The organism is Stenotrophomonas sp. STEN009 (genome assembly GCF_056760395.1).
In genome coordinates this window covers 53,248-76,951 of record NZ_JBRRES010000015.1, presented here as the reverse complement: position 1 = coordinate 76,951, position 23,704 = coordinate 53,248, and the positions used below count along the sequence as shown (strand labels likewise).

23 protein-coding genes are annotated in these 23,704 nt (G+C 68.5%); 12 read left to right on the top strand and 11 right to left on the bottom strand.

Translation table 11 applies throughout. The features are described from left to right. Positions 1-289: 289 nt before the first annotated feature. Positions 290-2,608, top strand: coding sequence for a DUF1631 domain-containing protein (locus ACVOMM_RS09210; RefSeq protein ID WP_053519132.1), 2,319 nt, complete (start codon positions 290-292; stop codon positions 2,606-2,608). Between the two features lie 52 nt (positions 2,609-2,660). Continuing rightward, the gene (locus tag ACVOMM_RS09205) at positions 2,661-3,740 is read left to right on the top strand and encodes an NAD(P) transhydrogenase subunit alpha (RefSeq protein WP_111186078.1); all 1,080 of its coding nucleotides are present in this window, start codon (positions 2,661-2,663) and stop codon (positions 3,738-3,740) included. 61 nt (positions 3,741-3,801) lie between these two features. Here ACVOMM_RS09205 and ACVOMM_RS09200 read toward each other — a convergent pair whose 3' ends face one another. The 3 genes from ACVOMM_RS09200 to ACVOMM_RS09190 are packed head-to-tail and all read right to left on the bottom strand — an operon-like array spanning position 3,802 to position 5,165. After that, a complete protein-coding gene (locus tag ACVOMM_RS09200) occupies positions 3,802-4,254 on the bottom strand; it encodes a DUF3106 domain-containing protein (protein WP_053519136.1) in 453 nt (150 codons plus the stop codon). Between the two features lie 3 nt (positions 4,255-4,257). Next, the gene (locus tag ACVOMM_RS09195) at positions 4,258-4,584 is read right to left on the bottom strand and encodes a hypothetical protein (RefSeq protein WP_053519138.1); all 327 of its coding nucleotides are present in this window, start codon (positions 4,582-4,584) and stop codon (positions 4,258-4,260) included. After that, positions 4,581-5,165 carry an RNA polymerase sigma factor gene (locus tag ACVOMM_RS09190; protein WP_481526145.1) on the bottom strand — a complete coding sequence of 195 codons (585 nt, stop codon included), beginning with the start codon at positions 5,163-5,165 and terminating at the stop codon, positions 4,581-4,583. The genes ACVOMM_RS09195 and ACVOMM_RS09190 overlap by 4 nt, the downstream gene beginning before the upstream one ends. Positions 5,166-5,262: 97 nt before the next feature. Here ACVOMM_RS09190 and ACVOMM_RS09185 point away from each other — a divergent pair, with 97 nt between their 5' ends. Continuing rightward, positions 5,263-5,583, top strand: a complete 321-nt coding sequence (locus tag ACVOMM_RS09185) for an NAD(P) transhydrogenase subunit alpha part 2 (protein WP_053519142.1) — start codon at positions 5,263-5,265, stop codon at positions 5,581-5,583. Next, entirely contained in the window at positions 5,580-7,040 is a 1,461-nt protein-coding gene (locus tag ACVOMM_RS09180) for an NAD(P)(+) transhydrogenase (Re/Si-specific) subunit beta (protein WP_128988690.1), read from the top strand. The genes ACVOMM_RS09185 and ACVOMM_RS09180 overlap by 4 nt, the downstream gene beginning before the upstream one ends. A 51-nt stretch (positions 7,041-7,091) precedes the next feature. Here ACVOMM_RS09180 and ACVOMM_RS09175 read toward each other — a convergent pair whose 3' ends face one another. Further along, complete coding sequence (locus ACVOMM_RS09175; RefSeq protein WP_128988688.1) at positions 7,092-7,511, bottom strand: hypothetical protein; 420 nt, start codon at positions 7,509-7,511, stop codon at positions 7,092-7,094. Between the two features lie 122 nt (positions 7,512-7,633). Between ACVOMM_RS09175 and sufT the strand changes: the two genes are divergently transcribed. The 3 genes from sufT to ACVOMM_RS09160 all read left to right on the top strand — a co-directional run bounded on the left by sufT (position 7,634) and on the right by ACVOMM_RS09160 (position 11,492). Beyond that, positions 7,634-8,185, top strand: coding sequence for a putative Fe-S cluster assembly protein SufT (gene sufT / locus ACVOMM_RS09170; protein WP_004144911.1), 552 nt, complete (start codon positions 7,634-7,636; stop codon positions 8,183-8,185). A 59-nt stretch (positions 8,186-8,244) separates the two neighbouring features. Then, complete coding sequence (locus ACVOMM_RS09165) at positions 8,245-9,339, top strand: branched-chain amino acid aminotransferase (RefSeq protein WP_053519148.1); 1,095 nt, start codon at positions 8,245-8,247, stop codon at positions 9,337-9,339. 410 nt (positions 9,340-9,749) lie between these two features. Then, a complete protein-coding gene (locus ACVOMM_RS09160) occupies positions 9,750-11,492 on the top strand; it encodes a S8 family peptidase (RefSeq protein WP_053519150.1) in 1,743 nt (580 codons plus the stop codon). A gap of 120 nt (positions 11,493-11,612) precedes the next feature. Here ACVOMM_RS09160 and ACVOMM_RS09155 read toward each other — a convergent pair whose 3' ends face one another. The 3 genes from ACVOMM_RS09155 to wrbA all read right to left on the bottom strand — a co-directional run bounded on the left by ACVOMM_RS09155 (position 11,613) and on the right by wrbA (position 13,103). Beyond that, the gene (locus tag ACVOMM_RS09155; protein WP_053519164.1) at positions 11,613-12,098 is read right to left on the bottom strand and encodes an asparaginase domain-containing protein; all 486 of its coding nucleotides are present in this window, start codon (positions 12,096-12,098) and stop codon (positions 11,613-11,615) included. A 79-nt stretch (positions 12,099-12,177) separates the two neighbouring features. Next, entirely contained in the window at positions 12,178-12,513 is a 336-nt protein-coding gene (locus tag ACVOMM_RS09150) for a DUF2069 domain-containing protein (protein WP_065175995.1), read from the bottom strand. Further along, the gene (wrbA, locus tag ACVOMM_RS09145; protein ID WP_053519154.1) at positions 12,510-13,103 is read right to left on the bottom strand and encodes an NAD(P)H:quinone oxidoreductase; all 594 of its coding nucleotides are present in this window, start codon (positions 13,101-13,103) and stop codon (positions 12,510-12,512) included. The genes ACVOMM_RS09150 and wrbA overlap by 4 nt, the downstream gene beginning before the upstream one ends. Before the next feature lie 77 nt (positions 13,104-13,180). On the opposite strand from wrbA, the gene ACVOMM_RS09140 reads away from it, so the two are divergent. Both ACVOMM_RS09140 and ACVOMM_RS09135 read left to right on the top strand, forming a co-directional pair. After that, positions 13,181-14,455, top strand: a complete 1,275-nt coding sequence (locus tag ACVOMM_RS09140) for a YihY family inner membrane protein (RefSeq protein ID WP_053519156.1) — start codon at positions 13,181-13,183, stop codon at positions 14,453-14,455. Further along, positions 14,452-15,027, top strand: a complete 576-nt coding sequence (locus tag ACVOMM_RS09135; RefSeq protein WP_053519158.1) for a TlpA family protein disulfide reductase — start codon at positions 14,452-14,454, stop codon at positions 15,025-15,027. The genes ACVOMM_RS09140 and ACVOMM_RS09135 overlap by 4 nt, the downstream gene beginning before the upstream one ends. 516 nt (positions 15,028-15,543) lie before the next feature. Here the strand turns inward: ACVOMM_RS09135 and ppk2 are convergent. Genes ppk2 through hemA form a run of 4 tightly spaced genes read right to left on the bottom strand, consistent with a single transcriptional unit; the run spans position 15,544 to position 20,428 of the window. Then, a complete protein-coding gene (gene ppk2 / locus ACVOMM_RS09130; RefSeq protein WP_053520281.1) occupies positions 15,544-16,326 on the bottom strand; it encodes a polyphosphate kinase 2 in 783 nt (260 codons plus the stop codon). A 46-nt stretch (positions 16,327-16,372) separates the two neighbouring features. Beyond that, positions 16,373-18,079 (bottom strand): O-linked N-acetylglucosamine transferase, SPINDLY family protein, encoded by a 1,707-nt coding sequence (locus ACVOMM_RS09125; RefSeq protein WP_180875737.1) that lies wholly within the window; start codon positions 18,077-18,079, stop codon positions 16,373-16,375. Positions 18,080-18,084: 5 nt separating this feature from the next. Next, positions 18,085-19,167: a peptide chain release factor 1 gene (prfA, locus tag ACVOMM_RS09120; protein ID WP_053520283.1), complete on the bottom strand. Its 1,083-nt coding sequence runs from the start codon at positions 19,165-19,167 to the stop codon at positions 18,085-18,087. Further along, positions 19,145-20,428, bottom strand: a complete 1,284-nt coding sequence (gene hemA / locus ACVOMM_RS09115; protein WP_180875738.1) for a glutamyl-tRNA reductase — start codon at positions 20,426-20,428, stop codon at positions 19,145-19,147. Before hemA ends, prfA begins: the two co-directional genes overlap by 23 nt. Positions 20,429-20,491: 63 nt before the next feature. On the opposite strand from hemA, the gene ACVOMM_RS09110 reads away from it, so the two are divergent. Genes ACVOMM_RS09110 through ispE form a run of 3 tightly spaced genes read left to right on the top strand, consistent with a single transcriptional unit; the run spans position 20,492 to position 23,696 of the window. After that, positions 20,492-22,177, top strand: a complete 1,686-nt coding sequence (locus ACVOMM_RS09110; RefSeq protein WP_481526144.1) for a tetratricopeptide repeat protein — start codon at positions 20,492-20,494, stop codon at positions 22,175-22,177. Beyond that, positions 22,174-22,830: a lipoprotein insertase outer membrane protein LolB gene (gene lolB / locus ACVOMM_RS09105; protein WP_481526143.1), complete on the top strand. Its 657-nt coding sequence runs from the start codon at positions 22,174-22,176 to the stop codon at positions 22,828-22,830. Before ACVOMM_RS09110 ends, lolB begins: the two co-directional genes overlap by 4 nt. Further along, positions 22,827-23,696 (top strand): 4-(cytidine 5'-diphospho)-2-C-methyl-D-erythritol kinase, encoded by an 870-nt coding sequence (ispE, locus tag ACVOMM_RS09100; protein WP_481526142.1) that lies wholly within the window; start codon positions 22,827-22,829, stop codon positions 23,694-23,696. The genes lolB and ispE overlap by 4 nt, the downstream gene beginning before the upstream one ends. Positions 23,697-23,704: the final 8 nt, after the last annotated feature.

Below are 23,704 nucleotides of genomic sequence, written 5' to 3'. Positions count from 1 at the left end.
GTGGTCGATGACGCCGTGGCTGCGGCGTCTGTCCCCTCACTATCAAACTGTGATGAACATCATGCCACTGGCGGCAATCGGACGCCGGCTTCCTCTCGCCTCGCGGGCCTTGCACGGCTTACGATATCCCTCTTGCCGGGCCGTGGGTCACGAGGTTTGAAGTGAGGACTGTTTCACTGTCCGTGAGGGGCGGGCCGGCCTACCATCGACGTATCGGTACATGGGGTGTGCCGGTCGTCGCGATGTCCATGTTGTCTGTCGCACCAGAGAAGGTGGGGAGCCTTCCCGAATGATGAGCGCGCCCACACCGTTGGGAACGTCGGGTCGTGACCCGGCCCAGTTCCAGCTTGCCCGTGACGCCGTCCTGCCCGCGCTGTGCCAGGCCTTCGGGGCGGCACTGGCGCGCTTCGACGACGCCCTGTTCGACCGTGCCGGCAATGCCGGCGCCTCGCAGCTGCTGTTCCTTGATGCGATGCGCGAGCTGCGCCGGCGGCGCGAGGAGATAGCGGCGGCCTTTGCCGGCCATCTGCAACGCGCCTGGGCGGCTCTGGTTGCCGGAGAGCCACTGTCGGCGGATGCGACCCTGTCCGGCCCGGCCGAGGATGGCCTGAGCCTGCTGGCCGAGCACGTGCTCGAATCGCGGCTGGCGGTGCGCAACTTCGCCACGGTGCTGCTGCGTGATTTCAAGCCGGTTCTGGCGCGGCTGGACCGCCGCCTGGGCTGGCTGGCCGGCGATGTGCCGCTGGATGCCGACCTGAACCCGATCAGCCCGGAACATCTGGGCGTGGCCATCCACGAGGCCTTCGCCGGCTGCGAACTGGCGCCGGAAGTCCACCTGGTGCTGATCAAGCTGTGCGAGCGCGACCTGCGCGCGCCGGTCGGCCGCATCTACGACAAGCTGGACGAGCAGCTCGCGGCGGCCGGCGTGATGTCGCAGATGGGCGCGGTGCGCCGCACCCCGGCGGCCCCGGGCCCGCGTTCACCGCAGGGGCTGGACGATCTGGTCGAACAGCGCCCGGTGCCGGGGTTCGACAGCGATTTCAGCGATGACGAGCAGGCCGCACCGGCGTGGGCGCAGCGCTTCGCCGCGCGCTGGTCCGAGCGCCGAGGCCACCTTCAGCAGGCCGGTGGGGACGGTCCCGGCGCCGCCGGCAGCGAGGCCTATGGCCAGCAGGGGATGTTGCTGGAAGCGCTGCAGGAACTGCTGCAGCAGACGCGCCACGTGCGTGAGGACGCAACATCGGCCGCGCAGGTGGCCGTGGGCCAGCAGCGCCCGTTGAGCCAGCGCGAGATGATGTCGGTGCTGTCGCTGCTGCAGGCGACCCCCAGCGCCACGCTGCGTGCGGCGATCGGTGAGGATGGTGAGTCGCTCGCGCAGCGCCTTAAGAGCGAGGTGTTGTCCAGCGCCACCCGGCTGGGCGTCGACCCGGGCCAGACCCGCCTGGATCCGCAGGACGAGGACGCGATCGACCTGGTCGGCATGCTGTTCGACGTCATGCTGGATGAACGCGAACTGGAGGGTCGCTCGCGCGAACTGATCGGCCGCCTGGTGGTGCCCTTCGTCAAGGTCGCCATGCTCGACCGCCGCATGTTCGTGCAGAAGACCCATCCGGCGCGCAAGCTGCTCAATTCGTTGGCCGAGGCCTGCGAAGGCAACACCGGCGAGAGCCAGGCCGAGCGCATGCTGATGGCCAAGGTGGAGGAGATCATCGAGCGCCTGGTCGCCGAGTTCAACGAGAACCTGGCCATCTTCCTCACCCTGGAAGAGGAGTTCCGCGACTTCCTGGTGCAGCACCGTCGCCGCGTCGAGATTGCCGAGCGGCGCGCAGCGGAAACGCAGCGCGGCCAGGAAAAGCTGGAAATGGCCCGCACGCGCGCGGCCACCGAGCTGGATCGCCGCATAGGCGATGCCACCCTGCCACCGGCCATCGCCGAGTTCCTGCGCCAGCCGTGGCAGCACCACCTGACCCTGGCGCTGCTGCGCGAGGGCGAAGACGGTGCATCGGTCGCCGAAGCCCTGGCTCTGGGCGATGGCCTGCTGGAGGAAGTGGCCGAAGCGCGCCGGCAGATCATCGGCAAGCCCTGGCTGCAAGCCTGGCAGCCGGTGCTGGCCAAGGTGTTCGCCAGTGTCGGCGTACACGGCGATGCGGCAACCTCGGCCATCGATGCACTGCATGACACCCTGCAGGGCATCGCCGAGTCACGGCCGGAGCTGGAACGTGCGCTGCCGGAGCTGCCGCAGGTTGTCCTGCCCATGCCGCCGGTTGCGGACTCGCCGACGGTCGAACTGGGCAGCCAGGTGGATACCGACGATTTCGACAATGCCGATGCCGATCGCTTCCGCCGGATGGAGATCGGCAGTTGGCTGGACTTCGTCGACAAGGACGGCAAGGTGCAGGCCGGCAAGCTGTCCTGGGTGAGCCCGATTTCTTCCCGGCTGCTGTTCGTCAACCGGCGTGGCGTGCGCTTCTGCGTGGCTTCGCCGGAGGAACTGGCGGTGATGGTGCGGCTGGGCCGCCTGCGTGCGCATGTCGACGATGGCGCCTTCGACAGCGCCATGCAGGGCGTGATCGACCGCCTCGACCCGGGCAACGCCACCCTGCACTGAGCGGGAGCCGCCTGCTAGGATCGGGAAAACTCACCGATCAGCGGGGACCTGCATGGCCGTGGCGTTGCTGGGGATCAAGGAGACCGCGCCGGGCGAACGGCGCGTAGCGTTGACGCCGGAGACCGCGCGCAAGCTCGCCGCACTGGGCGTCACCGTCTGGTACGAAACCGGTGCGGGCGAGGCCGCCGGTTTTCCCGATGCCGCCTATCAGGACGCGGGCGCACGTGCATTCGATGACGGTCGCTGGGGCGAGATCGACATCCTTCTGTGCGTGCAGGCACCGCCGGCGCAGGTGCTGGCCCGGCTCAAGCCGGGCGCAGCCGTGGTCGGCCTGCTGACGCCGGCCAGCGATCCGACACTGGCGGCGCTGGCCAGCGAGGACCGCCTGCTGCTGTTCCCGCTGCAGCTGTTGCCGCGCACCACCCGTGCGCAGGCGATGGATGTGCTCAGTTCGCAGGCCGGCATGGCGGGCTACAAGGCTGCGCTCATCGCAGCCGAGCGTGCACCGCGCTTCTTCCCGATGCTGACCACCGCGGCCGGTACCGTGCGTCCGGCCAAGGTGCTGGTGATCGGCGCCGGCGTTGCAGGATTGCAGGCGATCGCTACTGCGCGCCGCCTCGGCGCCCAGGTGGAAGGATTCGATGTGCGGCCGGAAACGCGCGAGCAGATCCAGTCGCTGGGCGCACGCTTCCTCGACCTGGGCGTCAGCGCGGCCGGCGAGGGCGGCTACGCGCGGGCGCTGACCGAGGAAGAACGGGCCGAGCAGCAGCGGCGGCTGGCCGACCATCTGCGCAGCGTCGATGTAGTGATCTGTACCGCAGCCGTGCCGGGCCGTCCGGCACCGACCATCGTCACTGCGGCGATGGTGGAAGGCATGGCGGCGGGCAGTGTGATCGTCGATCTGGCGGCCGAGAGCGGCGGCAACTGCGCGCTGACCCAGCCGGGGCAGTGCATCGAACACCAGGGCGTGACCATCGATGGACCACTGGGCCTGGCCAGCCGGGGTGCGACCCAGGCCAGCGAGATGTATGCGCGCAACCTGCTCAACTTCGTTGCCCTGTTCGTACGCGAAGGTCAGCTGAGCTTCGACTGGGAAGACGAACTGCTGGCAAAGACGCGCTGGCAGGCGTGAATGACATGGGGTCAGATCCCTTTGCCTCTGGCAAAGGGATCTGACCCTGCATCCCGAAGGCCTACCGCGGCTTTGCCGGTGGCGGGTTGTCCCGCACCCAGTCGCGACGCTCCTCCGGCGTCATCCGGGACCAGCGATCGCGCAGGGCGTCGCGCTGGGCAGGGGGCAGCTGGCGCATCTGCCCGAACAGTGCGCGTGCCTGTTCACGCTGTTCCGGGCTCATGTGCTCGAACCGGCGCAGGCCACGGCGGGCCTTGTCGCGCTCTTCCGGGCTCATGGACTGCCAGCGCTGGCCATGGGCCAGCATGCGCTGGCGCTGACCGGCATCGGCGCCGTTCCAGCGATCGCGCAGCGGGGCCAGCACCGCCTCGCGCTGGGCGGGGCTGAGCTGATCCCAGGCAGGCAGTGGAGCACCGGGAGCGGGCGGCGCGGGCGCATGGGTCTGCGCCAGCACCGGTGCTGCAGGCAGCAGCGCCAGGGCGATCAGCAGGGGCAGGGAGAGATGTCGCAGCATGATTCACTCCATCGCCAGGTCGGTGTCGCCCAGCCACAGGTACAGATCGGGATTCTCGTCGTACAGCGCGCTGTTGTCTTCCACTGCGGCAACGGTCGGTACCGGCGCTGGCCGCGTCGGCACGTCCGGACCGGTGAACTGCACGCCGATGCCCAGTGCCACCACCAGCGAGCAGGCGCTGGCCAGCCACCAACGCCAGCGCCCACGATGGGCTGCATGGGCGCCCTGGCGGGCCTGGCGCAGGCGCGACAGCGTTGCCGGCGACAGCGCCTGCAGAGAATGCGCATGCAGGCGCCGCAAGGCGTCATCGGAGGGCAGGGAGCGGTTCACGGGGGGTTCTCCAGATAATCCTGCAGCGCCTGCCGGGCGCGTGCGAGATGGGTCTTTACCGCGCCTTCGCTGCAGCCCATGGCGCGGGCGGTGGTGGCGCCGTCCAGATCCTGCAGCACGCGCAGGGTGAACGCTTCGCGCTGGCGGGCGGGCAGCGTACGCAGCGCCTGCACCAGCTGCTGGTACTGCTGGTGCTGCTCGTGCGCCTGCGCCGGGGTAGGGCCGGGGTCGGCCCAGTCGATGTCGGCACCGTCGGCATCCTGGTTGTCGCGCCAGAACGGCAGGCGGAAGCGGCGTCGGCGCTGCAGGTCGATCACCCGCCGGCGCAGGATGCTCCAGAACAGGGGCGCCCATTCGCTGGCGGGCTTGTCGGCATAGTCCAGCATGCGCAGCAGGGCATCCTGCACGGCGTCCAGGGCATCCTCGCGCTGGCGCAGGCCGGCCTCGGCGAAGCGGAACGCGCGCGGGCCGATGCTCGCCAGGAACGCTCCCAGCGATGCTGGCAGGGCATCGGTGTCGGCGGTCGGGGGGACGGGGCTGCTCACCAGCACAGGGTACGGTTCCTTGCTCGGGGTCACCATCGACAACGCGTGAGCGCGGCCCCGGTTGACGAGGATGCGCGCCGGGTTCAGCCCATGGTTATGATGGGCCGACGAAGACAGAGCGGGAGCGTTGCTGATGAGTGACGGGTTCGTGGCGCTGTACATCTTCATGCTGGCCGCCATCGCCGGCCACGTGATCATTTCGCGGGTGCCGGTGATCCTGCACACCCCGCTGATGTCGGGTTCCAATTTCATCCACGGCATCGTGCTGATCGGCGCGATGGTGGTGCTCGGCCACGCACAGACGCCGCTGGAAAAGGCCCTGGGCTTCATCGCCGTGGTGCTCGGTGCCGGTAACGCCGCCGGCGGCTACGTGGTCACCGCGCGCATGCTGGAGATGTTCAGGCCGAGCGCGCCGCGGGCAGGCAAGGACGAACCGAAGGAGCCGCAGGCTTGAACATCAGCACCGTCGAACTGCTCGATTGGCTGGTCAAGGCCAGCTACCTGGTGGCCGCCACGCTCTTCCTGCTCGGCCTGCAGCGGATGGCCTCGCCGCTGACCGCGCGCAGCGGCATCCGCTGGGCCGGGCTGGGCATGCTGCTGGCCACCGCGGCCACCTTCTTCCTGCCCGAGCTGCACAACGTGCCGCTTATCCTGGTCGCGCTGCTGCTGGGTGCCGGCCTGGCCTGGTGGTCGGCCGGCAAGGTCGCGGTCACCGACATGCCGCAGATGGTGGCGCTGTACAACGGCATGGGCGGTGGTTCGGCGGCGGCGATCGGTGCGGTCGAACTGCTGCGCTACGCCTTCCTGGCCCATCGCGATACCACGCACTGGAGCGAACAGGCGCTGGCCGACCTTGCCGCACGCCAGCCTTCCACCACCGTGCTGCTGCTGGCGGTGGTCGGCGCCGCGATCGGCGCGGTGTCGCTGTCCGGCTCCGTGATCGCCTGGGCCAAACTGGATGGTCGCCTCGACAAGCGGGTCATCTGGCCAGGGCAGCAGGCGTTGAACCTGCTGGTGGCGCTGGCGGTGGTGGTGCTGGCCATCGTCGCGGCCAGCACGCTCAGCACCTGGGCGATCATCGCCTTCTTCGTGCTGGCACTGGCGCTGGGCGTGCTGATGACGCTGCCGATCGGTGGCGCCGACATGCCGGTGGTGATCTCGCTGTACAACGCATTCACCGGCCTGGCGGTGTCCTTCGAGGGCTACGTGCTGGGCAACGAGGCCTTGATCATCGCCGGCATGATGGTCGGCGCGGCGGGCATCCTGCTGACCCGCCTGATGGCCAAGGCGATGAACCGGCCGATCCGCAACGTGCTGTTCTCCAATTTCGGGGGTGGTGCAGGCGGAGAGGCACAGGCGATCACCGGCGCGCAGAAGCCGATCGAGGCGGCCGATGTGGCGGCAATGATGGCCTTCGCCGAGCGCGTGGTGATCGTGCCCGGTTACGGCATGGCCGTGGCCCAGGCCCAGCACAAGATCTGGGAACTGGCACAGCGGTTGGGGCAGCGCGGGGTCAAGGTGAAGTTCGCCATCCATCCGGTCGCCGGGCGCATGCCCGGGCACATGAACGTGCTGCTGGCCGAGGCCGGTGTGCCGTACGACCTGATCGCCGACATGGACGACATCAATCCCGAGTTCGCCAGTACCGATGTGGTGCTGGTGATCGGCGCCAACGACGTGGTCAATCCGGTCGCACGTACCGATCCGGCCAGTCCGATCTACGGCATGCCGGTGCTGGACGTGATCAACGCACGCAACGTGGTGGTGATCAAGCGCGGTCGCGGGACCGGCTTTGCCGGGATCGAGAATGCGCTGTTCTACGCCGACAACACGCGCATGCTGTACGGGGACGGCGCTGAGGCGGCAGCGTCGCTGGTCAGCGAGCTGAAGGCGCTCGACGGCGGGCATTGAGCCGTAGCGGCAGGGCCGGGCATGGCCCGGCGCTACCCGAATCAGGTGCGATCAGCGCGCCAGCCAGGCGCCGACGGCCACGCCGATCGCCAGCCACAGCCATTCCATCGCGCCATTGGCCAGGTTGATCAGCGTCCAGGCCAGATGCGGGCCCATGCGCAGCGAGGCGTCCCAGGGGTTGAGCCCCATCGAGCCGCCCATCCAGGCGCTGGCGATCGCCCAGTTCGCCGCCGCCGCCACCAGCAGCGTGCCGGCCACCACGAGGGCCACGCGAAGACGGCCGGGACCGAGTGTGCCCAGACGCAGCATGAACACCAGTTCCAGAGCGGTCAGCACCGCCATCCAGCCAACCTGGCGGCCGGTCATCAGGGCCAGCAGCATCCAGGCGAGGGGAGCAACAACCAGGCCCAGCAGCAGCATGAAGGGCCAGAGCCAGGTCACGGTCCTGGCACGCGCGGCATTGGAGGACATCGAAGCTTCCTGAAAGTCACCCACAGGATACTGTGGTTTGCCGCGGTGCACCGGCGGGCGCGGGACGGCTGGGCTAGAATGCCGTCTTGCGTGGCCATGGCCACGGCCCCATATCGGTCCCCATGTATTCCCGTAGCAGCGAACCTGTCCACTTCGAACGCGATTGCGAGGCCGTGATGGTCCCGCAGGGCGACACCGTGACCCTGCCCGCCGGCAGCTATGGGTACATCACCCAGGCGCTGGGCGGCAGCTATTCGGTATTCGTCGAAGGCAACCTGTTCCGCATCGCCGGCAAGGATGGCGACGCCATCGGCAAGGAAGCACCCGCTCCGCTGGAACTGCCGGCCGACGCCACCGACGAACAGGTGGAGCAACTGGTATGGCAGCAGCTTCGCACCTGCTTCGATCCGGAAATTCCGGTGAACATCGTCGAACTGGGCCTCGTCTACGAGGTCGAGATCAAGCATCTGGACGAGGGCCAGCGCGAGATCGACGTGAAGATGACCCTGACCGCGCCCGCATGCGGCATGGGTGACATCCTGGTCGACGACGTGCGCAGCAAGCTGGAAATGATCCCGACGGTGGCCGAGGCCGACGTCGAGCTGGTGTTCGATCCGCCATGGAACCAGCACATGATGTCCGAGGCGGCCCGTCTCGAGACCGGCATGCTTTGACCCAGGGCCCGCAGTGACGCGGGCCCGGCACTACCCGCAACCAGAACAGGAATCCTCCGGTGTCCCAGTCCATCCCCAGCTTCGCCGTCACCCGTTCGGACCACCCGCGCAGCGCTGAAGAGCGCGCCACGATCCTGGAGAAGCCGGGTTTCGGCCTGCACTTCACCGACCACATGGTGGAAGTGCGGTGGGACAAGGACACCGGCTGGCACAACGCCAACGTGCGTGCCTATGGCCCGTTGCAGCTGGACCCGGCAGCGGCCGTGCTGCATTACGGCCAGGAGATCTTCGAAGGCATCAAGGCCTACCGTCATGCCGACGGCTCGATCTGGACCTTCCGTCCGGACGCCAACGGCCGTCGCCTGCAGCGCTCGGCACAGCGCCTGGCGCTGCCGGAACTGCCGGTGGAGATCTTCGTCGAGTCGCTGAAGCAGCTGATCGCCGTGGACAGCGCCTGGGTGCCGTCGGCGGATGAGTCCAGCCTGTACTTCCGCCCGTTCATGATCGGCGACGAGGCCTTCCTCGGCGTGCGTGGCGCGCACAAGGCCGGCTATTACGTCATCGCCAGCCCGGCCGGTCCGTACTTCGCCAAGGGCGTGGCACCGGTGTCGATCTGGCTGTCCACCGAATATGCGCGTGCGGCCAAGGGCGGCACCGGCGCGGCCAAGTGCGGTGGCAATTACGCCGCCTCGCTGCTGCCGCAGCAGAAGGCCCAGGCGCAGGGCTGCTCGCAGGTGCTGTTCCTCGACCCGGTCGAGGGCAAGTACCTGGAGGAACTGGGCGGCATGAACGTCTTCCTGGTCTACAAGGACGGCACCCTGGTCACGCCGCAGCTGTCGGGCAGCATCCTGGAAGGCATCACCCGCGAGAGCATCCTGCAGCTGGCCCGCGACCGCGGCATGAAGGTCGAGGAGCGCAAGGTCAGCATCGACGAGTGGAAGGATGGCGTTGCATCCGGTGCGATCAGCGAGGTGTTCGCCTGCGGCACCGCTGCGGTGGTGACCCCGATCGGCCAGCTCAAGGGCGAAGGCTTCTCGGTGGGTGACCTCAACGCGCCGGCCGGCGAAGTGACCATGTCGCTGCGCAAGGAACTGACCGACATCCAGTACGGCCGCCTGCCGGACCGTCACAACTGGCTGGTCAGGCTGGGCTGATCCTCCCGCCAGTCGGTAGCGCCGGGCCCATGCCCGGCGGCGCTGTTCCCCGAAGGCCCGTCCCCGCGACGGGCCTTCGTCGTTTACGGGGAAGGCCGGCCGCCGATGTCGGCAAAGTCATCGGTGGACAGGACATCTGCCCAGTCAGGTTCGTGCGCGTGGCGCGAAAGTTCCTTCATCTTCACAAACCCTCGACCCGGAAAGTCTCAGATCGAACATTTCATGTTCCTGAAAAGACACTGAAAATATTGTGGTGTCCGGTTTAGGCCATTAGCGTCATCGGCACGGCGGATCGTAAGGGGGATCCGCTGGCTCGCCGGACTCCGGACCTCGCCAACGCAAGCCAGCCCATGGTTCGGGCCGGTGTTTCTGCCGATTCCGGCATTCACACCACTAGAAAGGGAAATACGATGTCCCAGGTAACGCAACCGCGTGTGCGTCGAGTGTGGGTGGTCCTTGGTGCTTCCGTTCTTTCATCGCTGCTGCTGGCCACGCCTGCGCTGGCCGGTGATGTCCAGCTCAGCGGGCTGCAGTCCGCGCCGACGCACCAGCGTTTCATCGTCAAGTATCGCGACGGCAGTGCGCCGGTGGCCAACACCACCGCCCTGGCATCGTCGCTGAAGACAGCGGCTGCGGGCCTTGCCAGCAGCCAGGGCCGCGCGCTGGGCCTGCAGCAGGTCCGCAAGCTGGCCGTCGGCCCAACCCTGGTCAGGACCGATCGTCCGCTGGACCAGGCCGAATCCGAGCTGCTGATGCGCAAGCTCGCTGCCGACCCCAACGTCGAATACGTGGAAGTCGACCAGATCATGCGCGCGACGCTGACGCCGAACGACACCCGCTTCAGCGAACAGTGGGGGTTCGGTACGTCCAACGCCTCGATCAACGTGCGCCCGGCCTGGGACAAGGCCACCGGCACCGGCGTGGTCGTCGCGGTGATCGACACCGGCATCACCAACCACCCCGATCTGAACGCCAACATCCTGCCCGGCTATGACTTCATCAGCGACGCGGCAATGGCACGCGACGGCGGTGGCCGCGACAGCAATCCCAACGACGAGGGTGACTGGTACGCCGCCAACGAATGTGGCGCAGGCTACCCGGCCTCCAACTCCAGCTGGCACGGCACCCACGTTGCCGGCACCGTCGCAGCGGTGACCAACAACAGCACCGGCGTGGCGGGTACTGCCTTCAATGCCAAGGTCGTGCCGGTGCGCGTGCTCGGCAAGTGCGGTGGCTACACCTCCGACATCGCCGACGCCATCGTGTGGGCCTCCGGCGGCAGTGTCAGCGGCGTGCCGGCCAATGCCAATCCGGCCGAGGTCATCAACCTCTCGCTGGGTGGTGGCGGCAGCTGCTCGACCACCTACCAGAACGCGATCAACGGCGCCGTCGGCCGTGGCACCACGGTCGTGGTGGCCGCAGGCAACAGCAACACCAACGTGTCTTCATCGGTACCGGCCAACTGCCCGAACGTGATCGCGGTGGCGGCCACCACGTCGGCGGGCGCACGTGCCAGCTTCTCCAACTACGGCACGGGCATCGACATCTCCGCGCCGGGCCAGGGCATCCTGTCCACTCTCAACACCGGCACCACCACGCCGGGCAGCGCCAGCTATGCCTCGTACAACGGCACCTCGATGGCAGCACCGCACGTGGCCGGCGTGGTCGCGCTGATGCAGTCGGTCGCACCGAGCCCGCTGAGCCCGGCCCAGGTGGAAAGCATCATCAAGAGCACCGCTCGGCCGCTGCCGGGTGCCTGTTCGGGTGGCTGTGGCGCCGGCATCATCGACGCCGATGCTGCAGTGGCGGCAGCGATCAATGGCGGTGGCAACCCGAACCCGGGCGGCACCGTGCTGCAGAACAACGTACCGGTGAGCGGACTGGGTGCCGCATCGGGCGCTTCGCTGAACTACACCGTCAATGTCCCGTCCGGCAGCAGCCAGCTGCGGGTGACGATCAGCGGCGGCAGCGGTGATGCCGACCTGTACCTGCGGCAGGGCAGCGCGCCGACCGATACCGCCTACACGTGCCGTCCGTACCTGAGCGGCAACAGCGAAACCTGCACGGTCAACAGCCCCGCTGCCGGTACCTGGTACGTACGGGTGAAGGCCTACAGCACCTTCTCGGGCGTGACCCTCAACGCCCAGTACTGAGCCCAAGACCCTCTCCTAGGGCACGCCCTGGCTTCGGCCGGGGCGTTTTCGCATGGGGCCGCGCGGTGGTGCGTGCCGCCGCGTCGTGGTGGGTGCCGACCTTGGTCGGCACTCCGTTCCTCAAACCGATTCGAAGCGGTTTGCGGCAACGTTCTTGCGCACGTGCTGCGGGTCGAAAATCCGCCCGTTCATCGCGATGTAGACGCCGGCCGGCAGCGACTGTACCGCGCCGATCGCGCAGCCGATGTTGAACTCCGCGTCCGAACCGCGGAAACGTGCCGGACTGAGCGCGCCGGTCATCACGATGGTCTTGTCCGCGATCGTCGCCAGCACCTTGCCGGTCTGCACCATCGAATCGGTGCCATGGGTCACCAGCACATGCCGGGTCGGCTGCGCCGCGATGGTGGCCCGGATCAGCTCGCGGTCCTCATCGTTGATGTGCAGCGAGTCCTTGCGCAGGATCGGAATCACGTTGAAGCGGAACGTCACCCCCAGCTCGCGCAGGATCATGCCGATCTGCGGATCGCCGATCTGGTAGTCCGACTTGTCGTCGAAGTAGATCTTGTCGATCGTGCCACCGGTGGTGACGACCAGGAGCTCTTCCATCATGTGCATGCGCGAAACCAGGACAGGTGCAGCGGCGCGGGGCCGGGAACGCAGATGATACGGCCCGGGAGGCGCAGCGTCAGCGTCGCCTGCCGAAGCGCGCACGCAGGCCCGGCAGGCTGGCGGCGAAGATCACGGTCAGTGCCAGGGCAATCTCGAGCAAGGCCAGCCAGCGCGTTTCCGGGTGGCTCCAGGCGCTCATCACGCCATGGCTGAACCAGCCCAGCGCCAGCACGGAGGCCCAGAACCCTGCCTTGCGCCAGCCCAGGCGCAGGGCGATGGCCAGTGCAAGCGGTGGGGCGGTGAACACCAGCTGGGTGGCCAGCCAGTGCTTGTCGTTGATGAACCAGCCTGCAAACAGCGCGGCCAGACCCATCAGGGCCAGCAGCAGAACCGTACGCGGCGCGGCGTTCATCGGGCCAGCCGCTGCGCGATATCGGCGACGCGACGGCCCAGCGCCCGCGCCAGCACCGCCTCATCATCGGTCGGCTGCGGGTCGTCGGCCGCTCCCGCCACATGGCTGGCGCCGTAGGGCGTGCCGCCGCTGGTGGTGTGGCTCAAACCCGGTTCGGTGAACGGAATGCCGACGATCAGGCAGCCGTGATGCAGCAACGGCACCTGCATGGTCAGCAGGGTCGATTCCTGCCCGCCGTGCATTGATGCGGTCGAGGTGAACACGCCGGCGGGCTTGCCCGCAAGCGTGCCATTGACCCATTCAGCACCGAGTCCATCGAGGAAGTGCTTGACCGGCGCGGCCATGTTGCCGAACCGCGTCGGACTGCCCAGCAGCAGCCCCTGGCAGTCGGCCAGATCCTGCACGCTCACGTAGGGGGCGCCATCGTCGGGCACCGGCGGCTGTGCGGTCTGGGTCACGGCCGCCACCGGCGGCACCGTGCGCAGCCGCGCCACCATTCCCGGCACCTCGCCGATTCCCCGCGCGATCTGGCGCGCCAGCCGTGCCACCGAGCCACCGCGGCTGTAGTAAAGCACCAGGATCTCGCCCATCGTGCCCAGGTCTCCTCATCGTGTGGACGCCAGTATGGCTATCCTGCGTGCATTCCGCATCGGGTACCCTTGCGCCGATGGAACCTCTGGATACGCTCAACCTATGGATGGAACGCGCGCGCGATCGTGCGCGTGCCGCCAGCTTCGGCCGCTTCCTGTGGCACCGCTTTCTCGATGACCGCCTGTTCCAGGCGGCCGCCGCACTGGCCTACACCACGGTATTCGCCCTGGTTCCGCTGGCGATCGTGGTGTTCGGCGTGCTTTCGGCCTTCCCGGTCTTTGATCGCTGGAGCGACCAGCTCAGCGACTATGTCTTCTCCAACTTCGTGCCCAATGCCGCACGCGCTGCCGAAGGCTACCTGCGGCAGTTCTCGGCCAGCGCTGGCCAGCTCACCGCAGCCGGCTTCATCGCCCTGGTCGTCTCGCTGCTGATCACCCTCAACAGCGTGGAAGAGACGTTCAACAAGATCTGGCGGGTCGGATCGACCCGGCCCAAGCTGACCCGCTTCCTGGTCTACTGGACCGTGCTGACCCTGGGCGCGATGCTTGCCGCCGCCTCGCTGGCAGTGTCGGCACGGGTACTGGCAATGCCGCTGTTCGGGACCCAGGAGGGGCGCTGGCTGGCCGACCTGTCGCTGCGGCTGGCACCGGTGCTGATCGAATTCGTCTGCATCAGCCTGATGTTCCGGGTCGTGCCGCACCATACGGTGAAATGGCGGCACGCCGTCCCCGGCGCGATCCTGGCGGCGGTGATCCTGGAGCTGGTGAAGTGGGGCATCGGTGCCTACCTGGGCAGTTTCCAGTCCTACCAGAAGCTCTATGGCACGGTCGCGTTCGTGCCGATCCTGCTGCTGTGGATCTATCTGTGCTGGGTGGCGGTGCTGCTTGGCGCATCGCTGGCATCGTCGATGGCGGCGTTCCGCTACCAGCCGGTCGAGCTGCGCCTGCCGCAGGGCTATGAATTCTATGGGCTGCTGCGCCTGCTCGGCCGCTTCCACCAGGCGCGTGCCCGGGGCAGGGGGCTGGCCGATGACGAGATCCTGCGGCTGGAGCCGATGCTGACCGACTCGCTGTTGCAGGACCTGGCCTGCAAACTGGAGGCCATCGGCCTGCTGCGCCGCGACGAGCGGGGTGAATGGCTGCTCGCGCGCGACCTGGACCAGGTCAGCTTGGCCGATCTGTACGAATGCACCCAACTGCGCATCCCGGTGGCGGAGCAGCATCTGCCCTACCGCGAAGACAGCCTGGGCCAGGCCGCGCTGGCGGCGCTGGATGAACTGCGCCTGCCTCTGCGTGAGCGCCTCAAGCGTCGCGTCAGCGATATCTATCCCGATTCCGGAGACACCCCATGACCCGCACGACTCCGCTGCTGCTGGCAGTTCCATTGGCCGTGGCGCTTGCCCTGGCGGCCTGCAAGCCTGCGCAGGACGCGACCCCGGCCAGCAGCCAGCCACCGGCGCAGGCTCCCGCACCGGCGGCACCGCCTGCGGCCGAGGACACGCCTGCCGAGCGTGTCACGGCCGAGTTCCCCACATTGAAGATGAAGGCCGTCGATGGCAGCGAGTACGACCTGGCGGCCCATCGGGGCAAGTGGGTGGTGGTGAATTTCTGGGCCACGTGGTGCGCACCATGCCGCAAGGAGATGCCGGAGTTGTCCGCGCTGCACGCCATGCGCAGCAACATCGAAGTGGTCGGCCTGGCCTATGAGGACATCGAGGTGCCGGAGATGCAGTCGTTCCTGACCAAGCATCCGGTGACCTATCCGATCGTGATCGTCGATCCGTTCGATCCGCCGGCGGACTTCGCCACGCCGCGGGGGCTGCCGCTGACGCATCTGATCGATCCGCAGGGCCGGGTGGCGCACAGCTTCCTAGGCCCGGTTACGGCGGCCGACATCGAGAAGCAGATCGCGGCTGCGAAGTAGTGGGTGTGTAGGCAGGGCCTGCGGCCCTGCACCCGCTGCGAACCAGAGCGACAGCAACAGCCGAAGCGGAAGCGGGTTCCCTGAGGGATGGCGGGGGGGGGGGGGGGGGGGGGGGGGGGGCGGGCCCCCACCCAAAGGGGGGGGGGGCCCCCCCCCCCACACCCGCCCCCCCCCCCCCTTCGACAGTCTCCTGCGATCTGTCGGAACGGCTATTGGGTCAGATCCGTTTTCCTGCGGAAAACGGCTCTGACCCCAATTTGGATTTCGCTATCCGAGAGATTCCATCACGCATGGCGTGGACCTATCAGATGTCGGGAAACTGTCAGAGGTGGGGTGGTGTCGGAGTGCGGGGTGTCAGCCGCATGGATGCGGCTGCCAAGCCTACAGGGACGTACTTGCGGCGTCCCCGCACTCCGACACCGCCCCGCCACCCCGCGGTATGTCTGCCGTTGCCGTTGCCGTTGCTGCTGCCGTTGCTCGTAGCGGGTGCAGGGCCGCAGACCCTGCAGACAAGCCCTACTCCTCGACCGGGAAGTCCTCGATCGGCTTCAGCACATCGTAGTGCTCGCGATGCAGCTTGCCCTTCAGCTTCGGCAGCTCCGGCAGAGGCGCGTCCACGCGGGTGTCGGGCAACCGGTCAAGCAGGTTGCGTACCAGGGTCAGCCTGCCCAGCCGCTGATCGTTGAAGTCCACCAGGGTCCACGGCGCACCTTCGCGATGGGTGGCACGCAGCATGGCCTCCCGTGCTTCGGTATAGGCGCTGTACTTGCTGCGCGATTTCAGGTCGACCGGTGACAGCTTCCAGCCCTTGAGGGGATCGATATGGCGCTCGGCGAAGCGCTTCTCCTGCTGCTCCTGGTCCACGCACAGCCAGTACTTGAACAACAGGATGCCGTCATCCACCAGCAGCTGCTCGAACACCGGGGCCTGGCGCAGGAACTGCTGGTACTCGCTCTCGCTGCAGTAGCCCATGACCCGCTCGACACCTGCGCGGTTGTACCAGCTTCGATCCATCAGCACGATCTCACCCGCCGCCGGAAGGTGCCCGACGTAGCGCTGGAAGTACCACTGTGTCGCCTCGCGGTCGGTCGGCTTGGGCAGCGCCACCACCCGGCATTGGCGCGGATTGAGGTGCTGGCTGATGGCCTGGATCGCGCCGCCCTTGCCGGCGGTGTCGCGGCCTTCGAACAGCACCAGCAACCGCTGCCCGCTGTGCTGCACCCAGCGGGCCATCGCGGTCAGTTCCAGCTGCAACGGCAGCAGCAGTTCGTCGTAGTCCTTGCGTTTGAGCTTGCCCATCGTCATGCCGCGCGGAAAGGAGGGCCCAGCCTAGCGCAGCGGTTGCTCAGGCGCCGTCGACGCCCTGCCAGCCCTGCTCGTGCGCCAGCTGCTGCAGCAGTGCCGAAAGGTCGCGGGCGAAACCGGCCATGTCGAACACGCCGCTACGCGCGCGGGCCTGTGCCAGTTCGGCGCGCAGTGCGGCCAGCGCTGCCGGATCGTTGCCGAGCGCACGGGCGGTGGCGATGAACGCCGCATCGTCGGCAACGTTCATCCGTGCCAGGCCCAGGTGATGGTTGAGGCTGCCGGCCACGCGCGCGGCGAAGGTCTCGCCCGGGCAGGTGAGTACCGGGCAGCCCGCCCACAGTGCGTCGGAGGCCGTGGTGTGCGCGTTGTACGGGTGTGTATCCAGGAACAGATCGGCCAGTTGATAGCGGGCCAGATACTGCGGATGCGGCAGCTTGGGCATGAACACCAGCCGCGCCGGGTCCAGACCCGCTGCCTGCGCCGCTGCCCGCAGGCGCGCATCGGCCTGGCCGGGGCCGGACAACAGCCATAGAACGCTGCCAGGCACCGCCGCCAGGACGGCGAACGCCCGCCCCATGCTGCGCGGGTTGAGCTTGTAGCTGTTGTTGAAGCAGCAGAACACCACGCCGTGTCCAGGCAGGCCGCACGCGGCGCGATCCGGTGCCGGCTCGAGCGCGCGGGTGTTGTCCGAGGGCTGGAACGCGCGCGGCAGGTACACCACGCGCTCGCTGTGGTGGGGCGCCAACGCCGCTGGCAGGACGAACGCATCGGCGATCACCGCATCCAGCCACGGTGCGCCGGATGTGCCGGGATAGGCCAGCCAGTTGAGTTGCAGCGGGGCAGGGCGCAGCGCCAGCACTTCCGGCGCGCCGCCACCGCCCCAGCCACGCAGGTCGAACAGCAGGTCGATGCCCCGTGCACGGATGGCGGCAGCGATGTCGGCATGGCGGCGCCCCGCCAGATCGTGCAGCCGGGTTGCCGCCTGCAGCCGCTGGCGGATGCGGCTGCCATCGTCCCGGTTCAGTGCGAACAGATGCAGCTGCAGTTCCGGGTGGCGGCCCAGTTGCTCGAACAGGGCAACGGTCAACAACCCGGTCGGATGTGCGCCGAAGCCGTTGGAGAGGAAGCCGATCCGCAGGGCTCCCTGCGTCCGTACCTTCACAGCGGGCATCGGCCGCACCGATGCGGCCACGGCTGCGGCGCGCGTGCGGGCGCAGGCCAGCTGCTCGGCGGCGCTGGCGTCTTCGCTGAGGAAGGCAAAGGGCTCGATCGCGCCCTGCCCGGTCGCGACCGCGCCGCGCACCTGCGCGGCCAGGGCCTCCACGTCCTGCCAGTCGCACAGGCGGCGTTGCCATGCCAGTCGCTGGGCGGCGATATAGGGTTCGTCGGGCATCAGCCCATGTGCACGCCGGTACGCGGCCGCCGCGCCCTCGGGGTCGCCGGCATCTTCCAGGGCATGGCCCAGCCACAGCGCGATGCCGGGATGCTCCGGAGCGCGCGCTGAAGCCTGTCCCAGCAGCGTCGCAGCGTCGGCGTGCGCACCGGCCATCCATGCCACGCGACCCAGTCGGGCCAGTGCTTCGGGATGGTCCGGCCGCAGCTGCAGTGCACGCCGCGCGGCCTGCTCGCCTGCGCCGATGTCGCCGGCTTCCAGTTCCAGATCGGCCAGCATCACCCAGGCGACGAAGTCACCGGGCTGGCGCGCGATCGCCTGCTGCAGTTGTTGCCGCTGCTGCCAGGCCGACATCGACGTCAGCCCGCCGACAGCTGGGCCAGGGCATCCACCTGGTGCTCGTGGCTGAGGCGCTGCAGCAGCGGGTCCAGATCGCCGGCGAGGATGTTGGGCAGGTCATACAGGGTCAGGCCTTCCACACGATGATCGGTGATCCGCCCCTGTGGGAAATTGTAGGTGCGGATGCGCTGGCTGCGATCGCCACTGCCGACCTGCAGGCGACGCGATTCGGCCTGCGCGGCGTCCTGGCGCTGGCGCTCGGCGTCGAGCAGCTGCGCCTTCAGGCGTTTCATCGCCTTGTCGCGGTTCGCGTGCTGGCTGCGTTCGGTCTGGCATTCCACCACCACGCCGGTCGGCACGTGGGTGATGCGGATGGCCGACTCGGTCTTGTTGACGTGCTGGCCACCGGCACCGGATGAGCGGAAGGTGTCGACCTTCAGGTCGGCGGGGTTGATGACGATGTCATCGACTTCGTCCGCTTCCGGAATGATCGCCACGGTGGCCGCCGAGGTGTGGATGCGGCCCTGCGATTCGGTGGCGGGCACGCGCTGCACGCGATGCGTGCCGGATTCGAATTTCAGCCGCGAGAAGGCGCCACGGCCGACCACGCGCGCCACCACTTCCTTGTAGCCGCCGTGCTCGCCGGGGTTGTCGGACTCGATCTCGACTTTCCAGCCCTGGCGCTCGGCATAGCGCGCGTACATGCGGAACAGGTCGCCGGCGAAGATCGCTGCTTCGTCGCCACCGGTACCGGCGCGGACTTCCAGGAACAGATTGCCCTCGTCACGTGGGTCGCGGGGCACCAGCAGCAAGGCCAGCTCCTGCTCCAGTTCCTGCAGGCGCGCCTGGGCCGAGGCGATTTCCTCATCGGCCAGCTCGCGCAGGTCCGGATCGGCGCGCATGCCCTCGGCGGCGGCCAGGTCGGCCTTGGCGCGCGCCTCGTCGGCCAGTGCGGTGGCGACCGGTTCAAGTTGGGCGAATTCGCGCGAAAGGTCGCGGAAACGGGTGTTGTCGGCGACCACGTCGGGTTCGGCGAGCAGGCGTTCCAGTTCTTCGCGGCGCTCGGCCAGCGCTTCCAGCTTACGGCGCAGGGTCGGCGTCATCGGTTCTCACGGGTGGGTGGCGGTAACCCGGCGTGGCCGGGAACAGGCGCTCGGCGGCGCGGGTCAGGTCGGCATCGCCGCTCAGCGCGGCCGCGCGCAAGGCAGCGGTCGGGGGATGCAGGAGCCGGTTGGTCAGGCCGTGGGCCAGCAGTTCCATGACCTCTTCGGCCGGCTTGCCGTTGGCCAGCTGCTGACGGGCACGTTCGAGCAGCTCGGCGCGGGTGGCGTCGCCGAAGGCACGCAGTTGCCGCAGCGGCGCGTGGTGGGCGCCGGCCTGCAGGGTCTCGACGAAGCGCGATACCTGCAGGTCGATGATCGCTTCGGCTTCGGCGGCCGCCTCGCGACGGCCGCGTCGATTGTCTTCCACCGCGCGTTCCAGATCGTCCACGGTGTACAGGAAGGCATCGTTGAGCGTGCCGACCTCAGCCTCGATGTCGCGTGGCACGGCCAGATCGAACAGCAGCATCGGCTTGTGCCGGCGTGCACGCAGTGCATTGGCCACGGTCTCGCGGTGGATCACCGGTTCGCGTGCGGCGGTGGCCGAGAACACGATGTCGGCCTCGGCCAGATGGCGTTCAAGCTCGGTCAGCGGCAGGGCCACGCCGCCATGACGGCTGGCCAGTTCCTGTGCATGGGCGAGCGTGCGGTTGGCGATCAGCAGCCGCCGCACCTTGCCTTCGCTGAGGTGGCGGGCGGCCAGCTCGATGGTTTCCCCCGCACCGACCAGCAGCACGGTGGAATCATCCAGGCGGGCAAAGGCATTCTGCGCCAGGCGCACCGCAGCCGAGGCGACCGACACCGGGTTGGCGCCGACCTGGGTATCGGTGCGCGCACGCTTGGCCACGGAGAACGTCTGCTGGAACAGCCGGTCCAGGCGCTGGCCAAGCAGACCGTGGTCGCGCGCGGTCGACCAGGCATCCTTCACCTGGCCCAGGATCTGCGGTTCACCCAGCACCATCGAGTCCAGGCCCGTCGCGACCCGGAACAGGTGGCGCACGGCGTCGGCATCAGCATGCTGGTACAGGTAGCCCTGCAGGTCGCCGGCCTGGCCGCGCAGCCACTGGTCCAGCGCCTGCGCCGAATCGGCCACCGCGTACAGTTCCGTGCGGTTGCAGGTGGACAGCAGCACCGCCTCGGCGATCTGCGGGGTGTCGCGCAGCGAACCGAGCGCGCGCGGCAAGGCATCGCCGGCGAAGGCCGCGCGCTCGCGCAGTTCCACCGGCGCGGTCTGGTGATTCAGTCCGAGCACCCACAGGGTCATTGTTCAGTTGCTTGCGATAAGCTGCTGGCCATTGGACGACATTTTAAGGCCCCGATGCCGACGATGCCCGCATTGATTCGCATCCCCAGTGTTCTGCTGCTGTCCCTGGCGTGCAGCCAGGCCCTGTCGGCGGCGCCCGCCCAGCCCCCGGCGCGGGGCGCCGCCACCGAGGAACTGGCACTGGAGCCGGTGATGGCCGGCGAGTTCGCCCTGCAGGCCGGCAAGCTGGCCGAGGCGGCGCGCTGGTACCTGCAGGCCGCCCAGCGCAGCGACGGCGATGCCGGCCTGGCCGAGCGCGCGACCCGTATTTCCATGCTGGCCAACGACGATGCCAGCGCCGCCCAGGGCCTGGCCCTGTGGCAGCAGCGCGCGCCACGGTCGCTGGCCATGCGCAGCGCGGCCGGTGCGCTGGCGATGCGCCAGGGCGACGTGAAGGCGGCCCGCAGCGAGCTGCAGAGCCTGCTGCAGGACAGCGATGACCGCGGCTGGAAGTTTGCCCTGGCCGCGCTGGTCGGCGGTGGACGCGATCCGGCCGTGCCGGCGCAGGTGCTGGGCGAGCTGGTCGATGCCAACGCCATCCCGCCGAAGATCGAGGCCTGGCAGGAATTCGGTCGCCTGGCGCTGCGGATGGAAAAGCCGGAGCTGGCACGGCGCATGATCGATGAGGTGGTCAAGCGCTTCCCGGAAGAGCCGCGCGTGGCGTTGCTGCGCGCCAGCCAGCTGCAGCAGGCGGGGCAGACCGATCGCGCGCTGGCGCTGCTGCGCGAGGTCGAACCGAAGACCCGCCAGGATCCGGAACTGCGCAACGCGGTGGCCATTGCCTACGACAGCCTGAACCAGCCGGCCGCCGCCGAGCGGGTGCTGGCGGTAGGGCCGCAGGACGTGCAGACCTGGGGAATGCGGGCGTCGCTGCTGGCCAAGCAGGGAGACAAGGCGGCCCTTTCCAACCTGTACAGCGAGCTGTCGCGGCAGGCCGCCAAACCGGACCCGGCGCAGCGCCTGCTGCTGGGCAAGATCGCGGAGTATCTCAAGCGTTATCCGGAAGCGGTGCAGTGGTATCACAGCGTGCCGGGCGGCGATGAACTGAGCGAGGCCCGCCTGCGGGCGGCGAGCGCACAGGCGCTTGCCGGGCGCCAGAGCCTGGCGCTGGACGAGGTACACGCGATCCAGTCCGATGCAGGCGTGGACGATGAGGTGCGCCGCGACGCCTATCTGCTGGAAGCGGAACTGCGGCAGCGCGCCAGCGACGATGCAGGTGAACTGGATGCGCTGGCCCGCGGTCTGGCCGCTTACCCGGACGAGAATGCACTGCTGTACGCGCGTGCGTTGGCCTGGGAACGCCGTGATGATATTGCCCGTGCCGAGGCCGACTTGCGCAAGATCCTGATCACCGAGCCGGAGAACGTGCCGGCGCTGAATGCGCTGGGCTACACCCTGGCCGATCGCACCGGTCGCTACCAGGAGGCGCTGGAACTGATCGACCGTGCCCGCGTGGCCGAGCCGGACAATGCCGCCATCGTCGACAGTTATGGCTGGGTGCTGTATCGCCTGGGCCGCAACGAAGAGGCGCTGGTGCAGCTGCGTCGTGCGTGGACCCTGGCCAAGGATCCGGAGATCGCCGCACACGTCGGCGAAGTGCTGTGGGTGCTCGGCCGGCATGACGAGGCCCGCCACTTCTTCGAGGAAGCGGCCAGGCTCGACCCCGACAACCGCGCGCTGCAGCGTGCCCGCGAGAAATTCAATCCATGAGTGTTCTTTTCCGGCCGCTGCTGTTGGCAGTGGCGACCGTCGCCATGACTGCCTGTACGTCGCTGGGCACCCAGAAGACACCGGCGCCGGCCGTGGTCGAGACCGTGTCGGCGGAAGCGGCACAGGCCGAAGCCGCTCGGGTGGCGGCGCTGCAGGCGCAGCCGGAGTGGTCCTTCCAGGGCCGGGTAGCGGTCAGCAAGGGCAAGGACGGTGGCAGTGGACGCATCGACTGGCAGCAGGCCGGGCGGCGCTACGTGATCGAGCTCAGTGCACCCGTGACCCGTCAGAGCTGGAAGCTGACCGGCGACAGCCAGCATGGAGGCGGTCGCCTGGAGGGACTGGCCGGCGGCCCGCGTGAAGGCGAGGACGCGCAGCAGCTGCTGCTGGAGGCCACGGGCTGGGAAATCCCGGTCAACTCCCTGCCCGAGTGGGTGCGTGGGCTGGCGGTTGCCGATCCCGCCGGCGCGGGCAATGTCGAGCGTGATGGCGAAGGCCGCCCGCGCCGCATGCAGCAGATGGGCTGGCAGATCCAGTACCTGGACTGGTACCCCGCCGAGGCCGGGCGCCCGTCCCTGCCGCGCCGGATCGAAGCCAGTAGCGGAGACGCCAAGGTTCGCCTGCTGGTGGACCAGTGGGGGCAGGGCGCGCCATGAGCGCGGGTGCGGAGGATGCGGGCTGGTCCTGGTGGCCGGCCCCGGCCAAGCTGAACCTGTTCCTTCATATCACCGGCCGCCGCGCCGACGGCTATCACGAGCTGCAGACCGTGTTCCGCCTGCTGGATTGGGGGGACCGCATCGGCCTGCGCCTGCGTGAAGACGGCCAGGTACGTCGGCAGGGTGAGGGATTGCCGGGTGTGGACGAGGCCGACGATTTGGCCGTACGTGCCGCTCGCATGCTGAAAGAGGTCGCCAACATCGACCAAGGTGTCGACATCATCGTCGAAAAGCATATTTCGGCCGGTGGTGGGTTCGGCGGTGGGTCATCCGACGCTGCCACCGTGCTGGTGGCGCTGAACCGGCTCTGGAACGCCGCTCTGCACGAGGACGCGTTGGCCGCGCTGGGCCTGCGCCTGGGCGCGGATGTGCCGGTGTTCGTGCGTGGCCGTAACGCCTGGGCCGAAGGTGTGGGAGAGCGGCTGCAGCCGATCACCCTGGCACCGGCCTGGTATGTGGTGGTCGAGCCCGGCGTTCATGTTCCGACCCCGGTCCTGTTCGCAGCCCCGGATTTGACGCGCGACAGCCCAGTGGCGAAAATAGACGACTTCGCTTCCGGGGCCTTGGTCGGGAACGCGTTCGAACCGGTGCTGCGCCGCCGCGAGCCTGCCGTCGAGGCAGCGCTTGCCGCGTTGAGCGACATCGGTACCGCGCGACTGACCGGTTCTGGAAGTGGTTGTTTCGTCGAATTCGCATCGCAGACTGCCGCACAGCAGGGGCGGGCGAAGTTGCCGAAGGAGTTGCGGGCCAGGGTGGCTGCGGGCGTTGCGCGTTCGCCGCTGCTGGATGCACTCGAGCAACACTGATTTCAAAT

Bases quoted from the DNA above. Each gene is read 5' to 3' on its own strand.
- ACVOMM_RS09210 (WP_053519132.1), top strand. From the start codon at position 290: ATGATGAGCGCGCCCACACCGTTGGGAACGTCGGGTCGTGACCCGGCC.
- ACVOMM_RS09205 (WP_111186078.1), top strand. From the start codon at position 2,661: ATGGCCGTGGCGTTGCTGGGGATCAAGGAGACCGCGCCGGGCGAACGG.
- ACVOMM_RS09200 (WP_053519136.1), bottom strand. From the start codon at position 4,254: ATGCTGCGACATCTCTCCCTGCCCCTGCTGATCGCCCTGGCGCTGCTG.
- ACVOMM_RS09190 (WP_481526145.1), bottom strand. From the start codon at position 5,165: ATGGTGACCCCGAGCAAGGAACCGTACCCTGTGCTGGTGAGCAGCCCC.
- ACVOMM_RS09185 (WP_053519142.1), top strand. From the start codon at position 5,263: ATGAGTGACGGGTTCGTGGCGCTGTACATCTTCATGCTGGCCGCCATC.
- ACVOMM_RS09175 (WP_128988688.1), bottom strand. From the start codon at position 7,511: ATGTCCTCCAATGCCGCGCGTGCCAGGACCGTGACCTGGCTCTGGCCC.
- sufT (WP_004144911.1), top strand. From the start codon at position 7,634: ATGTATTCCCGTAGCAGCGAACCTGTCCACTTCGAACGCGATTGCGAG.
- ACVOMM_RS09160 (WP_053519150.1), top strand. From the start codon at position 9,750: ATGTCCCAGGTAACGCAACCGCGTGTGCGTCGAGTGTGGGTGGTCCTT.
- ACVOMM_RS09155 (WP_053519164.1), bottom strand. From the start codon at position 12,098: ATGGAAGAGCTCCTGGTCGTCACCACCGGTGGCACGATCGACAAGATC.
- ACVOMM_RS09150 (WP_065175995.1), bottom strand. From the start codon at position 12,513: ATGAACGCCGCGCCGCGTACGGTTCTGCTGCTGGCCCTGATGGGTCTG.
- wrbA (WP_053519154.1), bottom strand. From the start codon at position 13,103: ATGGGCGAGATCCTGGTGCTTTACTACAGCCGCGGTGGCTCGGTGGCA.
- ACVOMM_RS09140 (WP_053519156.1), top strand. From the start codon at position 13,181: ATGGAACCTCTGGATACGCTCAACCTATGGATGGAACGCGCGCGCGAT.
- ACVOMM_RS09135 (WP_053519158.1), top strand. From the start codon at position 14,452: ATGACCCGCACGACTCCGCTGCTGCTGGCAGTTCCATTGGCCGTGGCG.
- ppk2 (WP_053520281.1), bottom strand. From the start codon at position 16,326: ATGGGCAAGCTCAAACGCAAGGACTACGACGAACTGCTGCTGCCGTTG.
- ACVOMM_RS09125 (WP_180875737.1), bottom strand. From the start codon at position 18,079: ATGTCGGCCTGGCAGCAGCGGCAACAACTGCAGCAGGCGATCGCGCGC.
- prfA (WP_053520283.1), bottom strand. From the start codon at position 19,167: ATGACGCCGACCCTGCGCCGTAAGCTGGAAGCGCTGGCCGAGCGCCGC.
- hemA (WP_180875738.1), bottom strand. From the start codon at position 20,428: ATGACCCTGTGGGTGCTCGGACTGAATCACCAGACCGCGCCGGTGGAA.
- ACVOMM_RS09110 (WP_481526144.1), top strand. From the start codon at position 20,492: ATGCCCGCATTGATTCGCATCCCCAGTGTTCTGCTGCTGTCCCTGGCG.
- lolB (WP_481526143.1), top strand. From the start codon at position 22,174: ATGAGTGTTCTTTTCCGGCCGCTGCTGTTGGCAGTGGCGACCGTCGCC.
- ispE (WP_481526142.1), top strand. From the start codon at position 22,827: ATGAGCGCGGGTGCGGAGGATGCGGGCTGGTCCTGGTGGCCGGCCCCG.